Annotated in this window: 21 protein-coding genes and 1 other annotated feature; of the genes, 2 read left to right on the top strand and 19 right to left on the bottom strand. The window is 38.0% G+C overall.

Features of this window, described 5'->3' with window-relative positions:
* The 3 genes from QZR90_RS05730 to QZR90_RS05720 all read right to left on the bottom strand — a co-directional run bounded on the left by QZR90_RS05730 (position 1) and on the right by QZR90_RS05720 (position 3,037).
* The gene (locus QZR90_RS05730) at positions 1-366 is read right to left on the bottom strand and encodes a putative DNA-binding protein (RefSeq protein ID WP_295789740.1); all 366 of its coding nucleotides are present in this window, start codon (positions 364-366) and stop codon (positions 1-3) included.
* 208 nt (positions 367-574) lie between these two features.
* Positions 575-2,743 carry a cation-translocating P-type ATPase gene (locus QZR90_RS05725; RefSeq protein ID WP_295789737.1) on the bottom strand — a complete coding sequence of 723 codons (2,169 nt, stop codon included), beginning with the start codon at positions 2,741-2,743 and terminating at the stop codon, positions 575-577.
* 24 nt (positions 2,744-2,767) lie between these two features.
* Positions 2,768-3,037 carry a metal-sensitive transcriptional regulator gene (locus tag QZR90_RS05720; protein ID WP_295789733.1) on the bottom strand — a complete coding sequence of 90 codons (270 nt, stop codon included), beginning with the start codon at positions 3,035-3,037 and terminating at the stop codon, positions 2,768-2,770.
* Between the two features lie 312 nt (positions 3,038-3,349).
* Between QZR90_RS05720 and QZR90_RS05715 the strand changes: the two genes are divergently transcribed.
* A complete protein-coding gene (locus tag QZR90_RS05715) occupies positions 3,350-4,006 on the top strand; it encodes a YigZ family protein (RefSeq protein ID WP_295789732.1) in 657 nt (218 codons plus the stop codon).
* Between the two features lie 59 nt (positions 4,007-4,065).
* Here the strand turns inward: QZR90_RS05715 and QZR90_RS05710 are convergent, their stop codons facing one another.
* The 12 genes from QZR90_RS05710 to QZR90_RS05655 all read right to left on the bottom strand — a co-directional run bounded on the left by QZR90_RS05710 (position 4,066) and on the right by QZR90_RS05655 (position 19,891).
* Positions 4,066-5,163 (bottom strand): AAA family ATPase, encoded by a 1,098-nt coding sequence (locus QZR90_RS05710; protein WP_295789731.1) that lies wholly within the window; start codon positions 5,161-5,163, stop codon positions 4,066-4,068.
* Positions 5,164-5,217: 54 nt separating this feature from the next.
* A complete protein-coding gene (locus QZR90_RS05705) occupies positions 5,218-6,111 on the bottom strand; it encodes a hypothetical protein (protein WP_295789728.1) in 894 nt (297 codons plus the stop codon).
* Between the two features lie 62 nt (positions 6,112-6,173).
* Positions 6,174-7,937 (bottom strand): hypothetical protein, encoded by a 1,764-nt coding sequence (locus QZR90_RS05700; protein ID WP_295789726.1) that lies wholly within the window; start codon positions 7,935-7,937, stop codon positions 6,174-6,176.
* Positions 7,938-8,094: 157 nt separating this feature from the next.
* Positions 8,095-8,283, bottom strand: a complete 189-nt coding sequence (locus QZR90_RS05695) for a hypothetical protein (RefSeq protein WP_295789724.1) — start codon at positions 8,281-8,283, stop codon at positions 8,095-8,097.
* A 48-nt stretch (positions 8,284-8,331) separates the two neighbouring features.
* On the bottom strand, positions 8,332-8,700 hold the full coding sequence (locus QZR90_RS05690) for a hypothetical protein (protein ID WP_295789722.1): 369 nt from the start codon (positions 8,698-8,700) through the stop codon (positions 8,332-8,334).
* 27 nt (positions 8,701-8,727) lie between these two features.
* Entirely contained in the window at positions 8,728-8,994 is a 267-nt protein-coding gene (locus QZR90_RS05685) for a helix-turn-helix domain-containing protein (RefSeq protein ID WP_295789720.1), read from the bottom strand.
* Between the two features lie 251 nt (positions 8,995-9,245).
* A complete protein-coding gene (locus tag QZR90_RS05680; RefSeq protein WP_295789719.1) occupies positions 9,246-9,719 on the bottom strand; it encodes a hypothetical protein in 474 nt (157 codons plus the stop codon).
* A gap of 16 nt (positions 9,720-9,735) precedes the next feature.
* A complete protein-coding gene (locus QZR90_RS05675) occupies positions 9,736-11,676 on the bottom strand; it encodes a dynamin family protein (protein ID WP_295789717.1) in 1,941 nt (646 codons plus the stop codon).
* Between the two features lie 41 nt (positions 11,677-11,717).
* Complete coding sequence (locus tag QZR90_RS05670) at positions 11,718-13,637, bottom strand: dynamin family protein (protein ID WP_295789715.1); 1,920 nt, start codon at positions 13,635-13,637, stop codon at positions 11,718-11,720.
* Between the two features lie 17 nt (positions 13,638-13,654).
* Entirely contained in the window at positions 13,655-16,099 is a 2,445-nt protein-coding gene (locus QZR90_RS05665; protein ID WP_295789713.1) for a dynamin family protein, read from the bottom strand.
* 186 nt (positions 16,100-16,285) lie between these two features.
* Positions 16,286-18,019, bottom strand: coding sequence for a tetratricopeptide repeat protein (locus QZR90_RS05660; protein WP_295789711.1), 1,734 nt, complete (start codon positions 18,017-18,019; stop codon positions 16,286-16,288).
* Positions 18,020-18,505: 486 nt separating this feature from the next.
* Positions 18,506-19,891: an amino acid permease gene (locus tag QZR90_RS05655; protein WP_295789709.1), complete on the bottom strand. Its 1,386-nt coding sequence runs from the start codon at positions 19,889-19,891 to the stop codon at positions 18,506-18,508.
* Between the two features lie 402 nt (positions 19,892-20,293).
* On the opposite strand from QZR90_RS05655, the gene QZR90_RS05650 reads away from it, so the two are divergent.
* The gene (locus QZR90_RS05650) at positions 20,294-20,569 is read left to right on the top strand and encodes a glutaredoxin (protein ID WP_295789707.1); all 276 of its coding nucleotides are present in this window, start codon (positions 20,294-20,296) and stop codon (positions 20,567-20,569) included.
* A gap of 316 nt (positions 20,570-20,885) precedes the next feature.
* Here QZR90_RS05650 and QZR90_RS05645 read toward each other — a convergent pair whose 3' ends face one another.
* The 4 genes from QZR90_RS05645 to QZR90_RS05630 all read right to left on the bottom strand — a co-directional run bounded on the left by QZR90_RS05645 (position 20,886) and on the right by QZR90_RS05630 (position 25,757).
* A complete protein-coding gene (locus QZR90_RS05645; RefSeq protein ID WP_295789705.1) occupies positions 20,886-21,458 on the bottom strand; it encodes a hypothetical protein in 573 nt (190 codons plus the stop codon).
* A 432-nt stretch (positions 21,459-21,890) separates the two neighbouring features.
* A complete protein-coding gene (gene thrS / locus QZR90_RS05640) occupies positions 21,891-23,801 on the bottom strand; it encodes a threonine--tRNA ligase (protein WP_295789703.1) in 1,911 nt (636 codons plus the stop codon).
* A 94-nt stretch (positions 23,802-23,895) separates the two neighbouring features.
* Positions 23,896-24,186, bottom strand: a binding site (T-box leader).
* Positions 24,187-24,246: 60 nt separating this feature from the next.
* Positions 24,247-24,489 carry a DUF4911 domain-containing protein gene (locus QZR90_RS05635; RefSeq protein WP_295789702.1) on the bottom strand — a complete coding sequence of 81 codons (243 nt, stop codon included), beginning with the start codon at positions 24,487-24,489 and terminating at the stop codon, positions 24,247-24,249.
* Positions 24,490-24,515: 26 nt separating this feature from the next.
* Positions 24,516-25,757 (bottom strand): U32 family peptidase, encoded by a 1,242-nt coding sequence (locus QZR90_RS05630; protein ID WP_295789700.1) that lies wholly within the window; start codon positions 25,755-25,757, stop codon positions 24,516-24,518.

Raw genomic sequence — 25,757 nt, 5'->3', positions numbered from 1 at the left:
TTATCCCTCCATTTGGGCTACTAATTCATATAGTGAATTTTTATATTGTGTAACTTGCTCCACCTGATTATGGGCTACATGAAATACATCATCTAGTTTAGAAAGCTCTGTTTTTAAATGACTGAGAAGATGCTCCCGTTTTTCATATTGCGTTACCAAGTGCAGCTTGCTTTCATACATATCGAGTAATTGACGAGCTCGTTGCATATTATCATGCACAGCTTGTCGTGACACGCCAAGAGTCTCGGCAATTTCAGCTAAAGACATATCATCTTCATGATGCCAAGATAAGCACTGTCTTTGTCGCTCAGTTAGTAAGGCACCATAAAAATCGAGTAATAAACTAATTAATACACGTTCTTCCATCGGCCTCACTCCTCTCTTCATGGCTGTCAAGCTAAAAAACTTTACACGCTATTCTATCAAAGCTAACATACAATGTCAAGCACTTTCCCTTTACAGATTAAAAATAAAAAAGCAGAGGGAATTTTCCCTCTACTTTTTAGCCTGTATAAGCAATCTATTTAAGTAGTCTGTATGGGGTTAAACTAATTCAGCTCGTTTTAAGATACATTTAAGCTAATGAAGCGCGTTTCAAACGCAAGGAATTTGTGACTACCGCTACGGAGCTAAAGGCCATAGCTGTGCCCGCAATCATTGGCGATAACAATCCTACTGCGGCCAATGGAATGCCAATACTATTGAAAATTAAAGCCCAGAATAGATTTTGACGAATATTAGTCATGGTCTTGCGGCTTAAAGTAACAGCCTGAACTAAAGTATGCAAATCATTGCGCACCAATACAATATCAGCAGACTCTACAGCAATGTCCGTACCATTGCCAATGGCAAAACCGATATCAGCTAAAGTCAAAGCTGGCGCATCATTAATACCATCACCAACCATGCCTACTACCTTACCTTGACTTTGTAGTTCAGCAATTTTACCTGATTTATCCTGAGGCAATACTTCCGCCATAACATGTGTAATACCGACCTTCTTAGCCATATAATTAGCCGTACGGCGATTATCACCAGTCAGCATCCATACTTCAATACCACGTGCTTGCAAGGCTTTGATGACTTCAGGCGCCTCAGGACGAAGCTCATCCTCTACAGCCCACAAAGAAGTAATCACACCGTCTACAGCTAATAAGGAAACGGAAGCGCCTCGTTCTTCTTCACGCAGCACCGCTGCTTCAACGGCCTCAGTTAAGTAGCCTAGTTCCTTCATCCAACGGCTATGGCCAATTTTTACCTCTTTGCCAGCCACTACTGCTTCTAATCCATGTCCTGGTACATCTTTAAAGGAATCAACAGCAGGAAGTGGAGCTCCGTCCAATTGCGCAAGACCATAAGCAGACATAGCTTTGGCAATCGGATGAGTAGTGCCAAGTTCTACGGCAGTCATAAGACTCATATTTTCTTGTTCAAGCCCTGTGAAATGCTCTGTTTTACTTACTGTTAAAATCCCCTTAGTCAAAGTGCCGGTTTTATCTAATACTACTGCATTTAGTTGACCAGCACGCTCTAAGAACTCTGCACTTTTAATTAAAATGCCATGTTCTGCACCAAGACCTGATCCCACCATAATCGATGTGGGTGTCGCAAGACCAAGCGCACAAGGACAGGCAATAACAAGTACGGCGGTGCCATGAATGAGTGCTACACCCCAATCATCAGTGAAGCCAAAATACCACACCACCGCAGTGATTATAGCAAGGGCAATAACGATGGGCACGAAATAGGCTGCCACCACATCAGCTACACGCTGAATAGAGGCTTTAGATGTTTGTGCTTGCTCAACGACTTTAATGATTTGAGACAACATAGTATCAGCACCAATTTTTTCCGCCTTCATTGTAAAGACACCGGTTTCATTTACAGTAGCACCAATGACCTTGCTACCTTCAGATTTTTCTACTGGCAAACTTTCCCCTGTAAGCATGGCCTCATTTACAGCCGATTGACCAGCTAAGACAATACCGTCAACTGGAATCTTTTCACCAGCTCGCACTTGAAGTACATCACCAACGACAACTTCAGCAGTCGGGATATCCACCCATCGACCGTCTCGTTGTACATGAGCTATATTCGCTTGCAAGCCCATAAGTTTTTCAAGAGCTTCTGACGTACGCCCCTTAGCTACTTCTTCTAATACTTTGCCAAGTAAAATAAAGGTAATAAGCCAAGCCGATGTTTCAAAATATAACTCATGCTTGCCTATCATCATATTGTAAATACTAAATACATAGGCCACTGTAGTACCAAGGGCTACTAACACATCCATCGTAAGGGAACCGCCTTTGATAGCCCCCCAAGCACCTTTGTAAAATACGAGACCAGGGCCAAATTGGGCTATCGTAGCTAACACTAATTCTACCCAAGCCGGTAACATAGGCCAGCCAAAGAGATGATGCCCTGTCATGCTCACCATCATAGGCACGGCCATAACGGCCGCAATAATCATGCGATACAATTGAGGCTTATAATTCACCTTTTCTATGGTATGAGCCCCTTCTTTAGCTAACTCAGCTCCAAAGCCAATGCCCGTAATAGCCTTAACTACCTCTTCAGGCGTTACTGTACTGTCTGGTGCATACGTAACACTGCCTTTGCGAGTTAATAAATTAACTTTTACATCAGCTACCCCATCTAGACGGCTGACAACCTTTTCTACACGAGCTACACAGGCCGCACAATGCATGCCTGTAATATCAAACTCGTTACTACGACTACTCATCTATCCATCCTTCTTTCTCTAAATTTATTTATGTAATGATTTATATACGCCCATTAATTCTGTAATAGCATCGTCTTCATTGCCCTTTTTAATAGCCTCTACTACACAGGAGCGAGAATGGCTTTCTAACATAATCATGCCAACCTGATATAGAGCTGCTCTAACCGCGCCAATTTGCTGCAGTACTTCAATGCAATAACGATGATCTTCTACCATCCGTTCAATGCCTTCTACCTGCCCTTTAATACGGCGCAGGCGACGAGTTACTTTATCTACTTCCATATCTGTTAACATAGGCTACCTCTTTCCTTTAAATTTATACCGAATTTACATTTACACTATATAGACCTTACTTCCTATATATTAAATGTTATACGCATTAATCAATATATACCCCCACGGGGTATCTCCACATGTATTATGTTACTCTTTCTCACTTACCTCGTCAACAAGGGGGTATTGAATTCATCGCCAAAATTCCGTAATATGTTAAGTGACAATAAAAAGCGCAAGACTTCCACTATATCTAACTATAGTCTTTGAAGCGCTTGCATCTCATAGATTTGTTTTATATGTAATTGATTATATTTTTCATGGGGGTATATTATGGCATCCTTTATTACCATTGGCCAAGAGCATCGAATCGAATATATTGTAGAGAAATCGCGCTTCATCGCCACTGCCATCCCTTGCACTACTGAAGAAGAAGCGCAAGCCGGTATTGCCCGCATCAATAAAGAATTTTGGGATGCCACGCACAATTGTACAGCCTATGCCCTAGGCCCTACACAGGAGCAACAGCGCTCCTCTGATAATGGCGAACCCTCTGGCACCGCTGGTAAGCCTATCCTAGAGGTTTTAAAAAAGACTGAAACAACTAATACACTCATCGTCGTTACGCGCTACTTCGGCGGCATAAAACTAGGCGCTGGTGGGCTCATTAGGGCCTATTCTCACAGCGCTGCAGAAGTAATCAAATCGGCTCCTAAAGTGCTTCACACTTTGCGTCAAATCGTGGAAGTAACAGTGGATTATAGCCTTTATAATACCCTGGGGAGGTATTTAGAAGATCAACAGTACCATTTCGAAACTAATTTTACTGACAAAGTAACCCTACAAATCTATGTAGCGCCACAAAATTTATATACTCTACAAACAGCAGTAGAAAACATGAGTAGCGGACAAGCTAATTGGGAATTAAAAGAAGAAAAAATGGTACAAATTCCACTCTCTACTGATACCAATCCAAATACTGAAACCTAATATATAAAATGCTAATATACAAAAAGCCTAAGCAATGAAAGAATTGCTTAGGCTTTTTTCTAATTTTTAAAATCTAATTCGCAAAGAAGCATTAAGCTATGTTTATCTAATGCTTCCTTTCTACCATATAAACGCTTTGCTTGGTTCATCGTTACATCGTCAAAAATATTGCGAATATAGCGTCCATTAGAGGTTATCGAGCTTTTTCCGACCTCCAAGTCTTGCTGTATTTTTTCTCTTAACTTTAACAAACCCTTTTCAGTTATAAGATAGTCATTTTGTTTACATAAATATTTAAATATATCTACTAATTCTTTTTCATTATAATCAGGGAATGTAATAAAGGCATTAAATCGAGATTTAAGACCTGGATTCGAGGTGAAGAATTGATCCATTAAATTAGGATATCCAGCAACGATGACGACTAAATCATCACGATAATCTTCTAGCGCCTTAGTGAGTTCCGTCAAGCACTCGCGGCCATAACTATCACTGTGTTCATTTTCAGTAATACTATAAGCTTCATCTATAAAGAGCACTCCACCGCGTGCTTTATTGACTAAACGGCGCACCTTAATGGCGGTCTGCCCCTGATATTCTGCAATTAAATCAGCACGGCCAGCTTCAATAAAATGGCCCTTACTTAAAATCCCTAAAGATTTATACATGCGCCCTACAATGCGTGCCACCGTAGTTTTAGCAGTCCCAGGATTACCCAAAAAGGCCATGTGCAAGGTCTTATTCGATTTCTTTAAACCTAATTCTACGCGCTTTCGCTGCAGCTCATTAAAAGCAATTAAGTCTCTAACCTGCGATTTTACACCACTTAAGCCAATTAAAGACTCTAACTGCCTAACTAGCTCTTCAAAGGGTGTATCAATTTGCTCGCGCAACATTTCATACACTTCATCTACTGAAGCTGCGCCCAGATATTTATACAAGAGTTCTACAATTTGTTCCTCTTTTTCTTCCATCTGCTTCGTGCCGAATGTACGACGAATATCGCCTAATTTCTTAATTAGCTCCAGCGGTGCACTTTTCGTTATCCCATCTTCAACAGCCTTGACCAGAACGTCTAGGTCATACTTCTTGTCCGTTAAGTCATCTAGCTTAAGAACTTCTGTACGCAACTGCTGCTTATATTGATCTGAAAGCATGTGAGCCTCCCATCTTTGAATTTATTCTATATTCCTAACCAGCAGACTCCCCAATTAGCGAACAAAATTAATCACTATAGAAATAATGGCTATTACAATCGCTACCACAGAAATCATTTTAGATTTGGATGCATCTTGTTGTAAAGCTGTAATCAATGCCATCTGCTGAGCATTATTGTTCTGAACTGTAGTATGAATAACTTGAAGCTCCCCCTTCATCGTAGCAAGAGCCAAATTTAACTCTTCATATGATTGATTTAGTTCCTTATTCGCTTTCGTTAATGCATCACAAGCGTCTTCTAATTTCCTATATGATTGATACAGCTCTTTATACACTTCTTCAAGCTTAGAGCCTAACAACTTAATCTTCTCAGCTTGTTGTTGCTCAAGCGCCGCTAAACTCATTACTTGTTCATGTAATTGTACATAACCATCTCTCAACTCTTCATATTGATCGAAAAGAGCATCAATGTCATAGAGATGTTCTAATGCATCAATTCGCGCTTTAAAATCTTTCAAAGCGTTGATAGTTTTCATAATAATTTCATAATGCCCTTGTAGCTCATCATTTATCTTTTTATTTTCATCAATCTGTGCTGTATGACGTGCTGTTTGAACATTCAACCCTTCAAAAATAGTTTTATATGTAGATTTCATAACATCAAATCCATCACGCATATTTCCCACTACCTTTGATAGGCGGTTATTATTCGCTATAAAAACATTTTGAATGTCTTGAATTACCTTATTTACCTCTTTGCCAGTAACATTTCGGTCTCCCCAATTTCTAATAAACTCCCCGACTTGATACCATCGTGGTGATTCCTCAACCTTTGTAATTTCAAGCTTTTCTTTATCCTCTTCATTAAATGATGTATCTAAATCCTCAATCAAAGAATTCATTGTCTCCTCTGTATGTTCTTCTACTGCTTTTGTTTCTTCATTCATTTCCGTACTGACCTCCTGAAAGTTTTATAACCCACTAAATGCCTTAATTTATATAAATATACTTAGTTAAACAAATCATCTAATTCATCCTGCAACCTTACCAAATCTTCTTTTCTATTATTGCGCATAACTTCAATTGTCTCCTTTGAAATTACCTCTTTTTCTAAAGACTCGCGCATAAAAGCTTTAGATTTTCCAATCGCATTACTAATAGTCACATATGTATCTGCTAATGCAAGCGTTGCCTGACTTTCTAACACTTTATTATGGTGAATTTGCTCCGTTATTATTTCGTTTTTCTTATCTAAAACGTGACCTTCTTTTTTTCTTTTTAAAAGTTGTTTTATTTTTTTATCAATCTCATATAAGGCTATAGCTCCAATTACACCAGATATAATTCCAGAAACAACGCCTGCAATCAAACTACCTATAGTGCCGAATAAAGGAATAGGTATTTGGAACCCTGGAATAGATTCTGCTGCTTTAGTAAGAATAGTATGAAGAAATAATCCCACACTACCAACTATTGTAGTAGTAATTATTTTAATTACACCACCAGCCTTTTCAATAAATTCTTTTTCTTTATTTTCTGGTTTTTTCCAAAACTCATTAATTTGACGTCCTAAACCTATTAATTGCTTTATATTACTAACTACCTTTTTAGCATCCTTAATCATATTATCAATAATAGCTGAAAAGAAAGTTCCAGCAATAGAATCAAGGCCTTGTTTAAAAATCTTTTTATAAGATTTAGTTAAATTCTCGTAAAAACGAATTAAAGCATCATTCAACGCCATCAATAGCATTTCAAGATTTTTAATTGACGATTTGAAAAACTGGTAAATAGCATTAGCAATTTCCCTTAAAAAGTCTTTTAACACGGTTGTAATCATAACAATAAGAGCATCTCTTAATGCTTTTTTCGTTGTCTCTTTAGCTACTGCCTTCAAAATGGCCTTGTTTTGTGCAGCTCTTGCAGCATCATCGGCAGCCTTCATTAACTCTGGATCTGCTGCCAATTTATCAGCTAATCGTTTATTATTTTCTTCAATTTCTTTTTTCTTTTGCTCCTCAGATTTGTTAGAATTTCTAATTTTTTCATTAGCTTTTTTATTTTGTTCTAATAAATCCTTAGCCCGTTGTTCAGATTTTTCACTATATTCCGTAACAGATTTAGCCCCTTTACTTTTATTTAAGGCTTCATTTGTAATTGCTAAATTTTCTTCTATATTAGCCAACTCTTCCGTCGGAATATGCCCCTGTACTCTTCCCCACTTCATATGAGTCTCTGCACGAGAAACTACATGGTCTATATTAACCGTATCTTTCTCAGGATCTAATATGTTACCTGTATATTCATCCTTTGCCTTCCCCTCTTTATGAAGCTTACTAGCTTCCTTCTTTTTATTTTGATAATTTTTATTTTGCATAACTTTATCTTTTATTTGTTGATATGCTTCTTTTGTTGGAGCTTGCTCTGGATGTTCTCTAATATAAGCCTGTGATGTAGTTTCATCAGTCATTTCTAACCCTAACTGTTGGCCTAATTGATTCCATACTTCATTAATAACTATATCACTTAAATTCTCTGGATTACTCATACTATTTGACTCATTAACAAGCGAATCTAAATCCAAAAATAGAGCGTCTAAATTTTTGGACACATTAATCTCTAGTTCATTGAGTTCTTCTCTTTTTTTTGCAATTTCATTTTGCTGTTTAGTTCCCATAACATTAGAATTATCATAATATTTAAGGCTTTCTTCTGACATATCAAATTCAACATCATCTATGCTATTAATATCATTAATTTTATTCTTTTCCATAAAATCTTAAACTCCTCTCACATTTATATTTTCGTATCTACTAACTGCCCTCACAATTAAATTTTCATCAATTACTAATATTATACAGAAAAAGAGACCGCTTATTCAAACAGTCTCTCTTTAGTCAATCTATTGTGCCTACTTTTAAACTTTATTTTTACCATTTTTTCATGCGATTGTGTTCACGTTCTAAACGTTTACGCTCTTCCTGTAAATCTTTGAGTTCATTATGTTCTTCCGCTGTTAAGTTAGTCTTCCCCATCAATCGGCGAATGGCTTCTACAATAGCAAATAGTTTAAAAATATAATCTATATTTCCCGGTGTTCTGATAAATGAACTAATCATAATAAATCCCTGCTCCTCAACTAATAATCATCATTCGTTTTACTAATTTTAATTTCCTAACGTAAACATCAGATTCATTACCAACGCTTCTAAGCCCACAAAATTATAAAGTACTACGCCCATCACAATCGCCATACCTGCCAATAATAGGTAAAAGATTCGCATGTGATTAAGGCCCCGCGAAGCTTTTAACTGTACCCTATTCAATTCAAGACGCAATTGAGTGACCTCCATACTAAGCCTGCTGTAATCCATAGAGAGATTAAAATAATCTTCATTGGTAAATGACCCATTGGCCCCATTGACTATTTTTTTGCGCTTCACATGCGCTCCCATTTCCTTTTTAGCATCAGGAAATTCAATGACTTGCTTTGTTGTTTTCTTTGCTTCTATTGATTTCTTTGAATCCTTATCCATACATATCTCCTCTCCCTATAATCTATCTTATCCATACACATCGCCGTCCAATAAATCTAATTCTGCGGGGCTAACTGTAAGTAACACACCTACATCCACCTTTAACCCACGAGCTAAAACGATGAGCATTTCAATAGATAAATTTTCATTATAAGTGCCACGTTCAATTTTACTAATCGTACTACTACTTACATTCACTAAGTCAGCTAACTCCTGCTGCTTTAAACCACGCAGGGTTCGATAATATGCTACTTTTGCTCCAATTAATCGAAGTACAGGCTTTAAGGCATCCATACTATCACAACCTTTCTTTACATATATACTCTACTTCTTATGTACAGCATACCAAAGGCAGTGGACACCTTAATGTCTGATTAAAATAAAATACTAATTTTTTCATCATGAGTTTACGCAAACAGGCTCTGAACTTTTTATTATTCCTTTGTTATTATTCCTTGCATGGGAAAATAAAAAATGCCCAGTCACCTTGATAGACTCATCATATCAAAGTAACTGGACAAAGGTCTGTCTGATTAAAAATTATTTTACAATTTAAATTTTGGCAATTTTAAATCATTCGCATGACGGAGTGGATCATCTAAGTCTAATATATAACTTGCATTCCCTGGCTCAAGTATTAAATCGGTACCACCAAAGACATTATCCATAGTATGGCCCAAGTGATCCATAGAGGTATCATAAAAATCTACACCACCATCTACATTGGGCATGCTGAAATGGTCTAAATTCATGGCCTCCCCATATACATCAGCGCCACCAAATACATTGGGCTTAGTGTGCGCTGTCAATGCTCCATCCTCATAGACATCGATGCCACCATCTACATTAGGCACTACAAAATCGCCTACATTAGTACCCAAATCAGTCAAAGTATCCACAATCAGCCCTTTGTGCATAATACTATGAAGCCCCGTTCCTGTTGGAATTGATGTATATGCGCCCCCTTCATGCATTTCCTCCATACCATCCAAGGCATCAAACGTATCAAACATATCCATACTATCCCCTCCTTACCTATTTTATAACTTCCATATAAGATGCCACTAGCTTTTTGTCGCCTTCTAAAGCTAGTACTTCCTGTTCAATGCAATGCATTTCTTCCGCCTTTAAAGCCAAGAGCGCATCAACTTTTTGCTTTAATTGATTTAGTAAATCTAAATAAGAGGCTTCAGTGCGTAGTCCTATATCTTTACATTGAGCGAGAATATATTCATGAATATCCATTTCAAGTTGAACAAATACTTGTTCCATATGCTCCTTAAGATGAGGCAAAGCCTGCTCCTTTGCTTGCTTCAAGGCATCCTTCATTTGATATTTCACAACAAAAGGAATCACTACAGCACCTAATAAAGGCATGACAGTGGAACCTAACACAGAAATTAATCCCATGCCACCAATAGCAGCCAAGCCCGCTGCCCACATTTTAGTATTAGATAAATCAGCGGCCTCTAGTTGAACGACTGGCTTATTATATGAAATATCCTTAACTGCCGCCTTTGATAATTGTACAGTTTGATTAAAATGATACGTTAAACCTGCCACTAATTCCTGCTCTAATTGTTTAAACAGAACTTTAAACTGTGGCATGTAACTTACAATCCACTGCTCGATTTGCTTCTTAAGAACTCGTGGAAGCTTTACTTCTATAAACTTCTTAAAGTCCTCCCCTTCATAATCATTTACCATATCAATGATTAATTCACTGAGCTCTTCTTTAAACTTTTCTAAAGACTTACTCACCATAGATCTAAATATTTGCGTGGACTGGGTAATGTAAGCAAAAATTTTCTGTTCCAATTCTGAGTGATGATTCATAAGTGCATGTAATTTAACTTGTATAGCCTCCAAAGACGTTATAGAACTTCTACTCAATGCTATGTCGCGCTCAATACTGTGAACAATTTGTTCTAGCAAGCGTGTCACTGCTCGTTGGTAATACGCCTGCTTTTTCACTTCCAAACTACTTGTGCCTAACATAGATTTAAGTTCTTCTAGGATTCTAGGAATGCCTGACTCTTCAATGAGCGCTTGATTGCCTTGTTCATAGCCTTCTAGCGCCATTAAGGAGGACGCCGGTAGCACCGTAAACTCCTTTAATAGGCTCGTCTCGCTTTCTACATTATCTACATGAGCTACATTAGCTCCTCGTTCTCTACAATCTACAAGCTCTATACGGTTTCCATTATCTTCATACTCTACTTTATCTATACTATCTACGCGATTGGCACTATCCACATTATTCACTTTATCCACTTTGCTCATAGAAAAAGCTTGGCGAATGCGTCGCTTTAAATCATCCAAGAAATCTTCGTCTTCCTCTTCATCTACATGGTCGTATTTATTAACAATGAATAAAATATCTGATAAGCCCTGTGGCAAAATATGGCTCTCTATAAAATCTTTTTCAGTTTTTGTAAGCGGTGTATTGGCATCAAGCAAAAAGATAACTGCATTAGCCGTTGGCACATAGCCATATGTAATGTCCGTACGGCTCTCATCTAAGTCTGCTACACCTGGTGTATCCACTAAGCAAATTTTAGGTGCCAATAAATCTAAAGGATAGCCCACTTTTACATAATCAATCGTATCTATATAGGCTTTATCAGCACGAGCTGAAAAGTGCTCCATTTCCGATGTATTTAATGGTTTTTCTTCCACCTGCTTATTTTTATATACCACTTGCAAACGAGGCTCTGATGCATACAAAATATTGGTAATTGTCGCCGTTTCTGGTAATACATCGGTAGGTAATATACGCTGCCCCAGTAAAGCATTGATAAAGGTGGACTTGCCACGTTTAAATTCCCCTAGCACAACCACGCGAAAGAAATCTTTCTCTATAGATGTTTCAATGGCTTTTACCTCTTTAAGGATATACTCTTGCTCCTTACAATAAGGCAAATCCTTTAATCTGCTAAGTATATGCCGTATTTCCTTCATACTAATTTGTCCCATAATAACCTCAATTACTTATAAACTCCTATCCCCTTTAATAGTTATACTATAAGCGCTTCTATGTGAACCTTGCGATTCTGTAAATCACTTATACACTGCTTATATGCTTCACGTTGCATATCTCGTTCCGTTTCTTGGTCGGCTTTTATGCATAAGGATTCTTCTAGTTGAGCCCTTACTGTATGCAGTCGAGCCTCTATAGACAATCTAAGTGATTCCATCAGATTATTACAAGTAGCACTATAAATATCCAGTAAATTACTTTGAAGCTCCTGCATCATCTGCTCCATATGAAACTCAATTTGTTCACATATGAGCTGTTTTGCCTTTATATTTCGCCCCTCTTCTGAACTCTCTAACAGTGCGGCCAAACCTAAACCAAGCGCCACTGGAATAAAGCTTCCTGTCGCAATAGCAACAACGACGCCACCAATGGTAGTCCCTAAATTAAGATATCCATCATCATCTGATTGTGATTCTATACTTTCCAGGCCGACCTGATCTAAGCGACTTAGATTCACCATGGCCGTCTTATGAAGTAAAGAGCCAAATGCTGTGGGTACTACATGAGCATACGATTCTTCAAAATCACACCACAAGGCTTGTAAAGCTTTGATAGCAGCTTCATATTCTACATCAATAGCTTGTGAAATATATTGCTCCAAGGAGTGAACTAATTCTTTTTGCTGTTCTGTCATTTCAGTCTGCACAAGATCATGTATAGTCTTATCCGTCACATCCCCTTCATAAGCATTCACTAAATCTTGTAATCGTTTTGTAATACTTACTAACGCTAATTGGCACTGCTCTTCTAAAGAAGCGGCTCTCGATTCTAGATTAAGCTTCGTCTGCCCTAAAACAGCTTTCGTATGATGTTTTATCTTAACGGCTTCTGCCTCTAAAGCTTGAATAACAGCCTTTATTTCATCTGTTGAATGATCTAATAGCCCTAAGCGCGCAGTTATATCTTCTATCATAGCATCAATATTATAAATTAATTTGCGACCATATAAGGCTAAGCGTTTGCGCCCTTTTTCTTCCCCTAAATACTGCTGTAAAGCTTGCTCAAACTCATCAAAACCAGTTACCTCGAAGGAATCAGGAAGCTGTCTTGTTTGCTTAGCGGTCAACATGTCACCACTAGCTTGCCGTCTAAAAAGCAAGGCTTGATAGCTCGATACTAAATAAGGCGTAATGGTCTCAGGATTAACTTGAAGGATTTTGCCAAGATTCTGACGCACAAATTGGCGCACTCGTTCTTCTTCATCAGGGCCATTAAGCGTATCTTTGCGATTGATAATATAAAAAATATCTCGAATTTGCTGTTTTAAAATGCGCTCTTCTAAAAATTCTACCTCCCCAATAGATAGGGCTTGATCGGCGGCTAACAATAAAATCACCGCATCAGCTTGATTTAAATATTTATATGTAATTTCAATGCGCGTCTGATTTAAATCATCCGTACCTGGCGTATCTACTAAGTCTACTGAATTTTTACAAAATTCTAGCGGATAGGCTACTTCTACATAGTCAATATCATTGATTTTTGCCTGCTCTGCTAAAGTCTCTGCCACCTCATCAGCGGTGGACTCCCTATCACAAAATTTAGGTGCTTTAATAGCAAAAAACTCCTCTTCATTAACTACTTCTTGAGACTTATTTTTATAATGAATCGTAAATTGAGGCTGCTCTCCATAGGTAATTTTACTAATCACTGCCGTCGTAGGCTTCTTACTAGTTGGCAGTATACGCCGCCCCAATAAAGCATTAACAAAAGTAGATTTACCACGGGAAAAACGTCCCACTACAACAACGCGAAACTTGTCATGCGCTAGAGCCTCTGCGCATTGTGCTAAGGCATCCTTAACCTCTATATTGTGTAATGAATCGTTCACGCCCTGTAGCGACTCTAGCTGAGCCAATAGGTCGGCTCGCTTTACTGCATACTCATCAAAGCCCATGTCTTTGCTCCTCAAAATTAATACGGCTTACTCATATTCCGCCTAATCATTTGTAAATCATCGTCTTTATCTTCAAAGCCTAATTCAATGGCTTTCTCCATGCAAAGCAAGGCCTTACTATAGTCCTTAGGATAGCCATATTGGCCATAATTATACTGCAAAGCCAAAACATGATAGGCTTGCCCTTCATTATTTTGAGCTGCTAATTCAAGCCAATACTTAAATCTTTCATAATCAGGTTCAATATAAGGTCCAGGTTTTAAAAACAATAAACTAATTAAGAACTGCATATAGGGAACATCTGTTAGGTCTCGAAGCAAAGTAATGTACTGCCATCGCGCCTTTGGATCCTTCTCAATAGCTCTATCACCGGCAAGAGCTAGGGCCAACGCTTCTTTAGCCTCACGCCATCCTCGTTGTACGCCCTGTTCCAAATAGGCTCGTTGCTCTGCTTCAAGTCCTTTCGCCCATAGTACCTCTCCATAAAATACTAAGGCCTTAGGATTATGTTCCAATAGGTCTAAGCTTACTTCCTCTAATTTTTCAAATTGCGGCTCTATTACCCCGTCTATACCTAATGCATATAAGTTTAAAAGTACATCTTCAGCAGCAACTCGCAGCGCTGGATGATCGTTAATCGTTAACGCTTTCTCTAAAGCCCAAAGCACATAACTAATATCATACGTAATATCATGCTCTGTATCAAAATATAGATTAATCATATGCTCCAAAGTGGCTGTATTGCCATGTTCTGCAGCGGCCTTAAACCAAGCCATAATGGCATTACCATGCTTTCCATTGCCGTGCTTTAAATGATATAGCGCCATGCGGAGCATGCCTTCATGTACCATATGATCACTACTCACCTGGTATAGTCGATAGGCCTCTTGTAAATTTACAGGCCCACCTAAGCCACATTCATGTAAGTGCCCCAACATAGGTAAGGTACTATATATACCTACAGCTTCATCTTGACTCAAGAGCTGCCGTAATTCTTTATACACTACATCCAGTTCTCTCGCCCCATCTACAGCTTGAAACTCTGTAAGTAAAAGGTCTTCACACATAAACTCATGTGCCATTTCTATAAAATGTTTAGTAATAGAGTCTACTTGTGTAATATCTAATGTATTAAATGATTTAGCCCAATAAACTGCTTTATCATAGCTCGGTAAATCACGTAAATTAAATGGCACTTTTTTATTCAAATAAAACTGCTGCCACTCCTGCAAATGCTTAATTACAACCATATAGTGATGTACAAACAAAAGACCTTGAGCTACTGAATTCTGCTTCATGGCAGCATACTCTAAATAGGTGATTCCTTTTTCTGTGTCTTGAAAATAGGCATACCCAAATAAGTACATAAGTCCCATAAATCCAAGTGATTCAGCCTTGCCTTCTAAACTCTGCTCCTCACAATAGAGTTGAATCGATTGAATTATATCTAGTAAACTTCGCCTATAAGCCTGCACAGATAGCCCTTTTAGGGGAGTCTTTTTCAACTTAAAAAGGGTCATATCAAAATATGAACTTTCTCTATAAAAGCCTAAAGCCCATTCCACTTTTAATACCATAAAGCTAATGGTATTGATGAGTTTATCCATTTTATAATCTAAAGAATGCGGAATAATGCGCTCTTTAATATATGTTTCAACCTGAGGCAACAAACTGTCCTCTAACAGCTCCTCACAAGTCTTTAGCTTCCCTTCTAAAGCCAACTGTGCCGATACTGGGAGGACTGCTTGAACACGATGTTTTAGTTTGCGCTCGACTTCATCGATAATATCTTCAACACTGTCTTCCTCTTCATCAATGGTATCAATTTTATTGACAATGACAAGGGGCTTCATGCGCCCTTCTAACTGCTCTATATGAGCCAGCTCTTTCGTGGTCAACGCCGCTTCCGCGGACATAATCCACAACACTGTATCTGCATAGCGTATAAACTGTTTAGTAGTCTCCATATGATGCTCATTTAACGCATCTAGGCCAGGACTATCAATAATGTTAATGGACTTTAATAATTCAATAGGAACCTCATATGTCACATAATCAATCTGCCTGTGAAGTTCGAGCCAAGCATCTTCTTGTTCTGCTGTTAATTGGCGAAACTCTATCGGATCATATTCGCGTTGCTCTTTATTTTTAAAATGAACCACTACTTTAGCCTCTGGCCCATACACGAGCTTAGTAATGACTGCGGTAGTGGGTAGCGCTCCAACAACTGTGAGATTTTCACCTAATAAGGCATTAATAAAAGATGATTTACCTGTCGAGAATGCCCCCATTACCATAATTTGAAGGGGTGAAAACATAGAGTCCGCTAATTCTTGCACATTGACTTTATCAATACTTATTTCATCGTCATAGAAAATCTCCCTATCGCGCTCTATCAGTCGTTCCAATTGTTTTAATTGTTCTATTGTGGAATGCATAATTCCCATCAAATCATATGTCATAGAATGGCTATCCTCACAAACTCCCTAATACAGCATTATCTTTATAAGTAAACACTAAGCTTCATTTTTCCTAGCTACGTTTTCTTTCTGTTTTTCTTATCTACTTTTCTTTCTATTCTTCTTATCTACTTTTGCTATCTATTTGCCCTAGCTATTGTCTCTATCTATTATCTCGAGCTATTATCTCTATCGATTTTTCCCACTACATTGTGCCTCAACCTGGCGCAATGCATCACGCGCCTTAACATGCCCCTTAGTTACAGCGTGACGCAACCAGAATAAGGCCACCTCATAATTAGGTACAATCATATCTATGCTAGCAGCGGTAGTTCCTAACATATAAGCCGATTCTAGGTGACCTAGTTTAGCAGCCTCTTCAAGATAGGAAAGTCCTTTTGTCATATCTTTAAAAATACCATAGCCGCCAGTAACATACATCTTGCCCAGTAAAAACAAGAATAAACTTTGTTCTTTAACTCGCCCTTCTAAGATCTCAACAGCAGCCTTATAGTCAGGCTCTATTGCACCATTGAGCCCCCATACAAAGATATTGATAAGCACAAACAAGGACTCTTCATCCTCCACATCTAAACCTTTTAGGGCCCAATAGAGCGCCTTAGTTTTATCAAAAACTTCGGACATTTCCCAATCGCTATATAGGCGCCCTAAACGCCCATAAGCTTCTGGGCTATTATATTGTGCCGCTTTATGAAGCCAAGCCCGTGCTTTATGTACTTCATCTGTGCGTCCCCTATCCTGATACATGGCACCTAATTTTAACAATGCTGGTATATAACCCGCTTGTGCTGCTTCTTCATAATATATCAGAGCCATTTCTTCGGCAGTTAATTGCAAAAATGTTCCCTTCGTCGCCTTAGAGTCATTATATGTTTCCTGAAGAACCTCTGGACATTGAATAATTAATTGTGCCCACTGATAGGCAATTTCCGGCATATATGGTATGTACTGTAATTCTTTCAGTTCTATTAACAAATGTAGCGCTAAGCTATGTCTGTTAGTCGCCTCCATATGATACAAATAAATCTTCGCCATACATAATCTAATATGAGCTAATATATATGCTATATGACGACTTGCTGTAGAATCACTCAATGTAGATTTTCTAGCTAACGATTTACCAAGTGCAACTTCACTATTATTATCCTCACTAGCTACTACTTCCTCACCTGTAAGTTCAGTAGATTGATATCCATTGGTTCTACACTGACTATAGGCGCTATGCTGGCCATACTGCATTAGTAACCATTGTCCTAAGTCCAACACATAATCATAGTCGCCTGCTCTATAGTGATGGCAAAATACTTCATATGTAGCATAAGGCTGTATGTCATTCATAAGAGCTCGAAACTGTTCATAACCATCATTATGAAGTTCTGTTCCCTGAAGATTCCATTTCAATATAGCAGCCTCTAAAAAAGGATGATCTATGCTTATATTCTTTACAAGGCCACGCACACCTATCTCTATGTCCATCAATTGCACTTGTCGCTGTAGACGCAACGCATATTTTATTTCATTAGCAGTCTGCTGCCTTACATCTTCATAAAAAGAATATAACACTAATAAAAAACAAGCTAAGTGTAATGCCCATTGGTGCAGCTTACTTAAATCGTAATCCGATTTCTCCGATTGTACCGCCATACGCCCCTGCTCCGCTTGCATCGGCATTCCATCCGGTACCTTCGATTCCTTTAAAATAAATGCTCCAGACTCACCCCCTAAAGAATCCGGCGAACTACATAAATTAGCACTTAACTCCTGACATACTAATGCCTCATCTAACAAGTCTATATAATCTAAAACCAAATCTTTTCCTAAATGAGTCATCTCCATATGCTGTAAGACAGACTTAATCGAATCTAAGCGTCTTTTTACCCCTATACATAATGTGTGCTCCATAAACACCTCTAACCTAATCTATCCCCTATAGCCTAATACAGCTGAAGGTCTACTATAATCGACGATTTCACTCGCAGTCGAGTTTTTAACTTATAACTTATAACTAAATTTTTAACTTATAGCTAAAGTTTTTGCATATAACTAATTTTTTAGTTTATGACTAAACTTTCAGCTCATATCTAACTTTTTAGTGTATAATTAAACTTTTAGCTCATATCTAACTTTTCAATTTATGTCTTTATGTTCACCAATAATATATATTATCTCTATTGTATCAGAGCTGTTCATATTTTAAAACTAGCAAGCATTCATTAATAGCATATAAAAAAGAGCCTTTTATAGAATCATGCATTATATATGCAAAAACTCTACAAAAGACTCTTAAAAAGCTAAAATAAGAAAATTAACTATTATTTTTTAATATTAAGATACTACATCCTACACATAACAGATAAGTTTAAAACTTAGCCATTCTCTAAAACTGTATTATTCTTTTGTCATCTGTGCTTCTTCTAGCTCACGCCCTTCATTTTGTTTCCTCACTTGGTAGATAGCCAATAGAATCACAAACCATACCGGTGTAACTAATAAGGCCACGCGTGTAGCTGGATTAAAAGCTAAGGTCACAAGCACAAAGGCAAAGAAAGCTAATACTAAATAATTTAAATAAGGGAATAATGGCATTTTAAATTTGCTCTTTGCCGCTAAATCAGGACGTGCTTTTACAAATTTCATATGGCAAATCGTAATAGTCGCCCAAATATATAAGAAGCAGAAAGTAGCCACACTCGTAATCATAACAAATACGCCTTCTGGCACAATATATTGCATCGCCACCACTAAACAAATAACCAATACCGATAATAAAAGGGCATTTGCTGGTACTTGCTTACTAGTAAGCATTTCAAGTTTACCTGGTGCGTGACAACGTTTAGCCAATGAATAAAGTAAACGGCTCGTACTAAATACACCACTATTACAAGCCGACGCTGCTGAAGTTAAAACGACAAAATTAACTATCGATGCAGCCCCTACAATACCAACAGCTAAGAATACTTCCACAAAAGGACTTCGATCAGGATTGACCGCATCCCAAGGGAAAATACTCATAATCACACCTAAAGCACCTACATAAAATAATATAATGCGCACAGGAATGCTATTGATTGACTGAGGTATTACTTTATGAGGATTCTGCGTTTCCCCTGCTGTAAGGCCTACCAGCTCAATGCCTGCAAACGCAAACACTACCATCTGGAAGGACTGTACAAAGCCTCCCATACCGCGTGGGAACCAACCACCATGATTCCATAAATTGGAAAATGAGGCGGTCCCTGCTGTAGTTGTTTGCCCAGAGAAAATAAAATATAATCCCAAGCCAATTAAAGCTATAATGGCAATGACTTTTATTAAGGCAAACCAAAACTCAATTTCACCAAATAATTTAACTGTTAATAAATTTAACAACACTAATATACTTAATACAATCAGGCTAGGAATCCAAGTTTCTATATAAGGAAACCAAAATTTCACATAAATCCCAACTGCTGTAATATCTGCCATAGCAACGGATATCCAACAAAACCAATAGGTCCAGCCAGTCACAAAGGCCGCTCGCTCGCCCATATAGTCTTGCACAAATTCCACAAAAGTATGATATTCCGTGTTAGATAAAAGTAGTTCTCCTAGGGCACGCATCATAAAGAAACATACGATGCCTGTGATTATGTAGGAAAAAAGTATGGCCGGACCTGCCAAGGCCACCGAATGACCTGATCCTAAAAATAATCCCGTCCCAATGGCGCCACCAATTGCAATTAATTGTACGTGGCGATTCTTAAGCCCCCTAGCGAGGGTCTTATCATCTTGCATACGTCTCCCTCCCATCAAGGCTTCACTCTATTTATGTCTCTTTCTTATTCTCTCAAACCCCGTCGTCAATTCCTCAGTATATTGACACCCCCAACATACTATGACAGCATCTCTATAGAATCAACATGGTTTATTATAGCACAAGAAAGACATTTGTATATACAAAAAATACTAATATATGGATAATTTACGTAAATAATACTGTATACAATACGCAGTTTGATTTTTAACCAACAAAAAACTGTCTATGTAAGTTAATTTCTATTTTATAACTGCCTATTTAACAAAAGATCCGTGATTTTTTTATTCATTTGATGTATAATATATATAAATAGAGATATATCTATTTAATAGTTAATTAATATAGTACAATACATATTATTAAGAAAAGGAAGCGATACTATGAAAGAAATTTTAGGTTTTCATTTAAATGGTTGCCCTTATTGCCACAATGCATTTAAAGCCATTGAAGAATTAAAAGCAGAAAATCCTGCTTACAACGATATTAAAATTGAATGGGTTGAAGACAGCGATGCTGCTGAACTCTTCAAAACACATCCATATGATTATTATCCAAACCTTTGGTTCGGCACTGACAAACAGTACGAAGCTCATCCTGGCGAATCTTATGGAGAAACAAAATCTTTAATTAAAGCTGTATTCGATAAAGCAATCTAATACCAAATATACGGATTATATCCACCCGTATTATGCTTGTAGGCAGTATTAATTTACACTGTACAAGAATTAATTTACACTGTACAAGAATTAATTTGCACTGTACAAGAAAACAAAAAGGTAGTGAAGCCTAGGCTTCACTACCTTTTTTATTTAACTCTTTTTTATTTAGCTCTTTTAATTTAGTTCTTTTACCTATTTTCTTTTGCTGATTTTTACTAGTCGCTTTAATGTTTCTCTTTTACTTATCTTTTCTATGTCCCGCTCTTACTGTTCTTTTGCATTTCTCTTATGCTTCTTTTTCCTCTTTTACTTTTTACTGCTCTGCTTTTTGTTGACGCTCGTCTTTTTGAATTTCATAATATTGCTGCTGTGCCTCTTTAAAAGATACAGCGTCCCCTGCTTCAAGCTTTTCCTTCATAAAAGTAATAGCTTCTGTAGTCCGGCAATTTACGGGGATAAAATCATCCGTAATTTGACGTTTAATGGCAATAATATATTCATCATATTTAGCGACTTGCTTATCAATTAATTGGCGTCGTTTAGCATGACCTGCTTTTCTAAAGAGAGCAATCATAGCCATCCAAATAGCAAATAAGCCCACAAAATTAGGGAAGCCAAATTCCACAATATAACCAGTCACAACATTAGGTGCCTTGCTATGCCAAAACCATACAATACCAAAGATAATCACCCCTAAAACAAGATGAATAATAAGTCCTTTAGGCGTATAGTATGTATGTCCCAATGTCTTTGCTCTATCTGCTAAGAGCTCCGCTTTTTGATCTTCCACCTGCTCAATGGATTGATAGTATGGATATAGGCGCTCAAGACCTGCAATAACTTCAGCAGTCTCAGCAGGCGCCTTACTTACACGATTCTTTTTCATATTACAACTCCTCAAACATAATATATTAATCCTTAACTTATTGTAAAAGTTTTTCTTAATCCTTTCAAGATGCAAGGCTAAAAATCTAAGCCAAGTAATTACATACAAAACAAAAAACAACATACAAAGCAAAAAGCCCAAGAGACTCGGGACCTAGCCACAGTGGCCTAACCATCCCGTTCTCCTGGGCTTTTATTATGTCTTATATAACACGACTATACATTATGTCTTATACAACATCTTCATAAACTATGCCACACATGACATGTCTATAAATTATGTTTTATAGTACACCGCTATAATTATGTCTTATATGACGCGATTATAAGGTAATGATATCTTTATATCCAGCTTTACTAGCACCGCGTGTAAAATGCCTACCTAATCATCGAGCCGATACTAGCATAGGTACTGCCTCAGTACAGTGGTATATTATTTGCGGTCTTTCGCTTCTGCCACAATATCTTGTAAGAAGTCTTCCCATTTCTTGCTACCCACTTCGCCTTCACCGCGTTTACGGATAGCTACTGCACCTTCTTCTTCTTCCTTATCCCCTACAACTAACATGTAAGGAACTTTTTCCATTTGTGCTTGGCGAATCTTATAACCGATTTTTTCATTGCGATCATCAAGTTCTACACGAATGTAAGCATCTTTGAAAGCTTTACGCAATGTTTCAGCATAAGCTACATGTTTTTCGCTGATTGGTAAAATTTTAACTTGTACAGGTGCCAACCAAGTTGGGAATGCACCAGCATAGTGTTCAATTAAGATACCAATGAAACGTTCCATGGAGCCAAAGCAAGCACGGTGAATCATGATTGGTTGATGTTTTTGACCATCTTCACCAATATATTCCATTTGGAAGCGTTCAGGAAGGTTCATATCCAATTGGATAGTACCACATTGCCAAGTACGGCCGATGGAGTCGCGAATATGGAAGTCAAGTTTAGGACCATAGAAAGCGCCATCCCCTTCATTAATTTGGTATGGAATGCCTTTTTCTTCAATTGCTTCGCGAAGTGCATTAGTAGCAGATTCCCAAATTGCATCATCACCCATAGCATTATCTGGTTTAGTGCTCAATTCTACGCGATAGCTTAAACCAAATTGACTATAAATGCGGTCGAATAACTCGATAACTTTAATTAATTCCGCTTTAATTTGAGATGGCAACATGAATACATGAGCATCATCTTGAGTGAAGCTACGAACGCGGAATAAACCATGTAAAGCACCAGATAATTCATGACGATGTACAAGGCCAAGTTCAGCCATGCGAATTGGCAAGTCGCGATAAGAGTGCATTTCGTTTTGGTATACTAAAATACTGCCTGGGCAGTTCATTGGTTTGATTGCATAATCTTCATCATCGATCATAGTAGTATACATATTTTCACGATAATGGAACCAGTGACCAGATTGTTCCCAAAGCTGGCGATTCAAGATAATTGGTGTACGCACTTCTTCATAATCAAAGTCATGATGTACTTCACGCCAGAAGTTTTCTAACTCATTGCGAAGAGCCATACCTTTTGGTAAAAAGAATGGGAACCCAGGGCCTTGCTCTTTTAATACGAAAAGACCAAGCTCTTTACCTAATTTACGGTGGTCACGGCGAGCCGCTTCTTCAAGTAAATGTAAGTATTCTTCTAATTCTTCTTTCTTTTCAAAGGCTGTACCATAAATACGTTGCAACATTTTGTTCTTTTCATCGCCACGCCAGTAAGCACCTGCAATGTTTTGAAGTTTGAAGGCTTTTACTTTACCAGTTGCTGCCACATGTGGGCCAGCGCAAAGGTCAACGAATTCACCTTGACGATACATGGAAATTTCTTCATCAGCTGGCAAATCTTCAATCAATTCAACTTTATAATCTTCGTGTTTTTCTTTAAATAATTTAAGCGCTTCTTCACGAGAGATAACTTCTTTTTGAATTGGTAAGTTTTCTTTTACAATGCGTTGCATTTCTTGTTCAATCTTAGGTAGATCTTCAGGTACAAGCACATGTTCCATGTCTAAATCATAGTAGAAGCCATTTTCAATAGCAGGACCAATAGCTAATTTAGCTTCTGGCCAAAGGCGTTTAATAGCCTGCGCCATAATATGAGATGCACTATGACGAAGAGCGTCTTTACCACCTTGTTCGTTAAAAGTTAAGAAGCTTACATGAGAGCCATCTTTTACTTCTTCACGAAGGTCTGTTAATTCTCCATCAACGTCAGCAGCCAATACTTTTTTAGCAAGACTGTTGGATAATTGTTTTACTGCTTCTCCTAAAGTTGTGCCAGCAGGATAGGCTTTTTCACTATTATCTGGCAAAATAATTTTTACGTCTGACATAACAAATTCCTCCTTGGAAATGAGCTATACCGGCGGGACACGTCATAGCTTACTGATTACTTAATTCATATACAAAAAGACCTTCGTCCCTAATACAAGGGACGAAGGTCTCGTGGTTCCACCCTAGTTAGTCACTAATTAGCTTGTATAATCATCTATTATGCCCACTAAGAAACTTAAGCCTTAGCCTCATATTGTATGATTATCTGAAGTCATTAATAACTCACTCTTTTGTCGATAACGCTTACTCGCGGATTGACTTACTAAAAGTTCAGCCAATCGGTTTGAAGGGGGTAATACACTATCATGTGTAAGATGGTCACAGCCTAGCCATCTCTCTCTGAAACACAGGGGATATATATCATGTCCTTCGCACTACCTGTTTCAATGTATGTATACATGCTACACCAAAATCTAGGGACTGTCAATACTCATTGCGCACAATTTAAAAATTTTTCTGAATTTCTTCATACGAAATCAAATCAATAGGCACATCTAAACTCTGCAGTACCTCAACCACTACAGGCGCTGTATCAGGCGTACTTCGCACCATACAAAGACCTGTGGAGCCCTCTAAGGTAGTCATAACACCTAAGTACTCATAGCCCTCTAAGATGCGGTTTACATAATTAGTCTCACATGGGTCAATACGAAAATATACATATGATTCTTCACAAATTGACTTCATGTCGGCCTCCTAATTAGTCCCTACGATTATGCCTTAGGCGCCTTTGGCTTACATTTACGACGCATCATAGCATATTCCTCTAATGGTGTATCAATGTATAAACGCACTTTCATTTGTGCATGAGGTGCTACGGAAATATCTTTGCCATCTTCATCGGTCATTTTAGTAATCACATGGTGCACTAAGTCCCCATGAGGCTGACAGAATTCCACTTCATCCCCTACTTTAAAATTATTGCGCTGTTCTAAATACGCAAAGCCTTCTTCTTTATTATAACCCTCTACAAGGCCGATAAAGTCATGGGTCTGTGTATTGCTAGAAGCGCCATAGTTCTGTGCTGTTTCATCTGGTTTTTCCACTGAAAAACCTTCTGTATATGGACGATGAGAAATCTTTTCTAATTCTTCAATCCACTCTGGCTTCACTTCATAATTCTCTGGATCAGCTAAATATGTATCTACTGCTTCACGGTACACTTTAGTTACTGTAGCCGCATAGTGAACGCTCTTCATACGACCTTCAATTTTAAGGCTGTCTACACCTGCTTCTACGAGATCAGGAATATATTTTAATAAGCAAAGATCCTTGGAGTTAAAAATGTAAGTGCCATGTTGATCTTCTTCAATTGGATAGTATTCACCAGGACGATTTTCTTCTACAAGAGAGTACTTCCAACGGCAAGCCTGCGTGCATTGCCCACGATTGGCGTCGCGTGTTGTAAAATAATTACTCAATAAGCAACGACCTGAATAGGAAATACACATAGCACCATGAACGAAGGCTTCAATTTCAATATTCGCCTTTTCCTTCATAGTTTTAATGTCTGCAATGCTCACCTCGCGAGCCACTACTACGCGCGTAGCGCCTTGCTCTTTCCAGAATTCAGTAGTCAAATAGTTAGTTGTATTGGCTTGAGTACTTACGTGAAGCTCTAAATTAGGTGCTACTCGTTTAGCCAACAAGAAAATGCCAAGGTCAGCTACGATAATAGCATCCACACCAATGGATTCTAGGAACTGCAAATACTCCTCAAGACCTACTAAATCTTCATTATGAGGAATAATATTACAAGTTACATAGAGCTTTTTACCATGGCTGTGAACAAATTCAACGGCTTCTTTTAATTGTTCATTGTTAAAATTCGAGCTACTTGCTCGTAGGCCAAAGGACTGACCTGCACAATATACTGCATCGGCGCCATAACGAATGGCCATTTTTAATTTATCCATATTACCAGCTGGTGATAATACTTCGATTTGTGGTTTCAT

The sequence above is a fragment of the uncultured Veillonella sp. genome, from assembly GCF_900545795.1.
Lineage (GTDB): Bacteria > Bacillota > Negativicutes > Veillonellales > Veillonellaceae > Veillonella_A.
Note: the sequence above shows the minus strand (reverse complement) of the source record. Positions and strands in the feature narration are given on the sequence as shown.

Coding starts and splice junctions, on each gene's coding strand:
- QZR90_RS05660 (WP_295789711.1), bottom strand. CDS start 18,019: ATGGAGCACACATTATGTATAGGGGTAAAAAGACGCTTAGATTCGATT.
- QZR90_RS05725 (WP_295789737.1), bottom strand. CDS start 2,743: ATGAGTAGTCGTAGTAACGAGTTTGATATTACAGGCATGCATTGTGCG.
- QZR90_RS05680 (WP_295789719.1), bottom strand. CDS start 9,719: ATGGATATGTTTGATACGTTTGATGCCTTGGATGGTATGGAGGAAATG.
- thrS (WP_295789703.1), bottom strand. CDS start 23,801: ATGTCAGACGTAAAAATTATTTTGCCAGATAATAGTGAAAAAGCCTAT.
- QZR90_RS05630 (WP_295789700.1), bottom strand. CDS start 25,757: ATGAAACCACAAATCGAAGTATTATCACCAGCTGGTAATATGGATAAA.
- QZR90_RS05705 (WP_295789728.1), bottom strand. CDS start 6,111: ATGAATGAAGAAACAAAAGCAGTAGAAGAACATACAGAGGAGACAATG.
- QZR90_RS05655 (WP_295789709.1), bottom strand. CDS start 19,891: ATGCAAGATGATAAGACCCTCGCTAGGGGGCTTAAGAATCGCCACGTA.
- QZR90_RS05650 (WP_295789707.1), top strand. CDS start 20,294: ATGAAAGAAATTTTAGGTTTTCATTTAAATGGTTGCCCTTATTGCCAC.
- QZR90_RS05700 (WP_295789726.1), bottom strand. CDS start 7,937: ATGGAAAAGAATAAAATTAATGATATTAATAGCATAGATGATGTTGAA.
- QZR90_RS05665 (WP_295789713.1), bottom strand. CDS start 16,099: ATGACATATGATTTGATGGGAATTATGCATTCCACAATAGAACAATTA.
- QZR90_RS05675 (WP_295789717.1), bottom strand. CDS start 11,676: ATGGGACAAATTAGTATGAAGGAAATACGGCATATACTTAGCAGATTA.
- QZR90_RS05695 (WP_295789724.1), bottom strand. CDS start 8,283: ATGATTAGTTCATTTATCAGAACACCGGGAAATATAGATTATATTTTT.
- QZR90_RS05670 (WP_295789715.1), bottom strand. CDS start 13,637: ATGGGCTTTGATGAGTATGCAGTAAAGCGAGCCGACCTATTGGCTCAG.
- QZR90_RS05720 (WP_295789733.1), bottom strand. CDS start 3,037: ATGTTAACAGATATGGAAGTAGATAAAGTAACTCGTCGCCTGCGCCGT.
- QZR90_RS05710 (WP_295789731.1), bottom strand. CDS start 5,163: ATGCTTTCAGATCAATATAAGCAGCAGTTGCGTACAGAAGTTCTTAAG.
- QZR90_RS05730 (WP_295789740.1), bottom strand. CDS start 366: ATGGAAGAACGTGTATTAATTAGTTTATTACTCGATTTTTATGGTGCC.
- QZR90_RS05715 (WP_295789732.1), top strand. CDS start 3,350: ATGGCATCCTTTATTACCATTGGCCAAGAGCATCGAATCGAATATATT.
- QZR90_RS05685 (WP_295789720.1), bottom strand. CDS start 8,994: ATGGATGCCTTAAAGCCTGTACTTCGATTAATTGGAGCAAAAGTAGCA.
- QZR90_RS05635 (WP_295789702.1), bottom strand. CDS start 24,489: ATGAAGTCAATTTGTGAAGAATCATATGTATATTTTCGTATTGACCCA.
- QZR90_RS05645 (WP_295789705.1), bottom strand. CDS start 21,458: ATGAAAAAGAATCGTGTAAGTAAGGCGCCTGCTGAGACTGCTGAAGTT.
- QZR90_RS05690 (WP_295789722.1), bottom strand. CDS start 8,700: ATGGATAAGGATTCAAAGAAATCAATAGAAGCAAAGAAAACAACAAAG.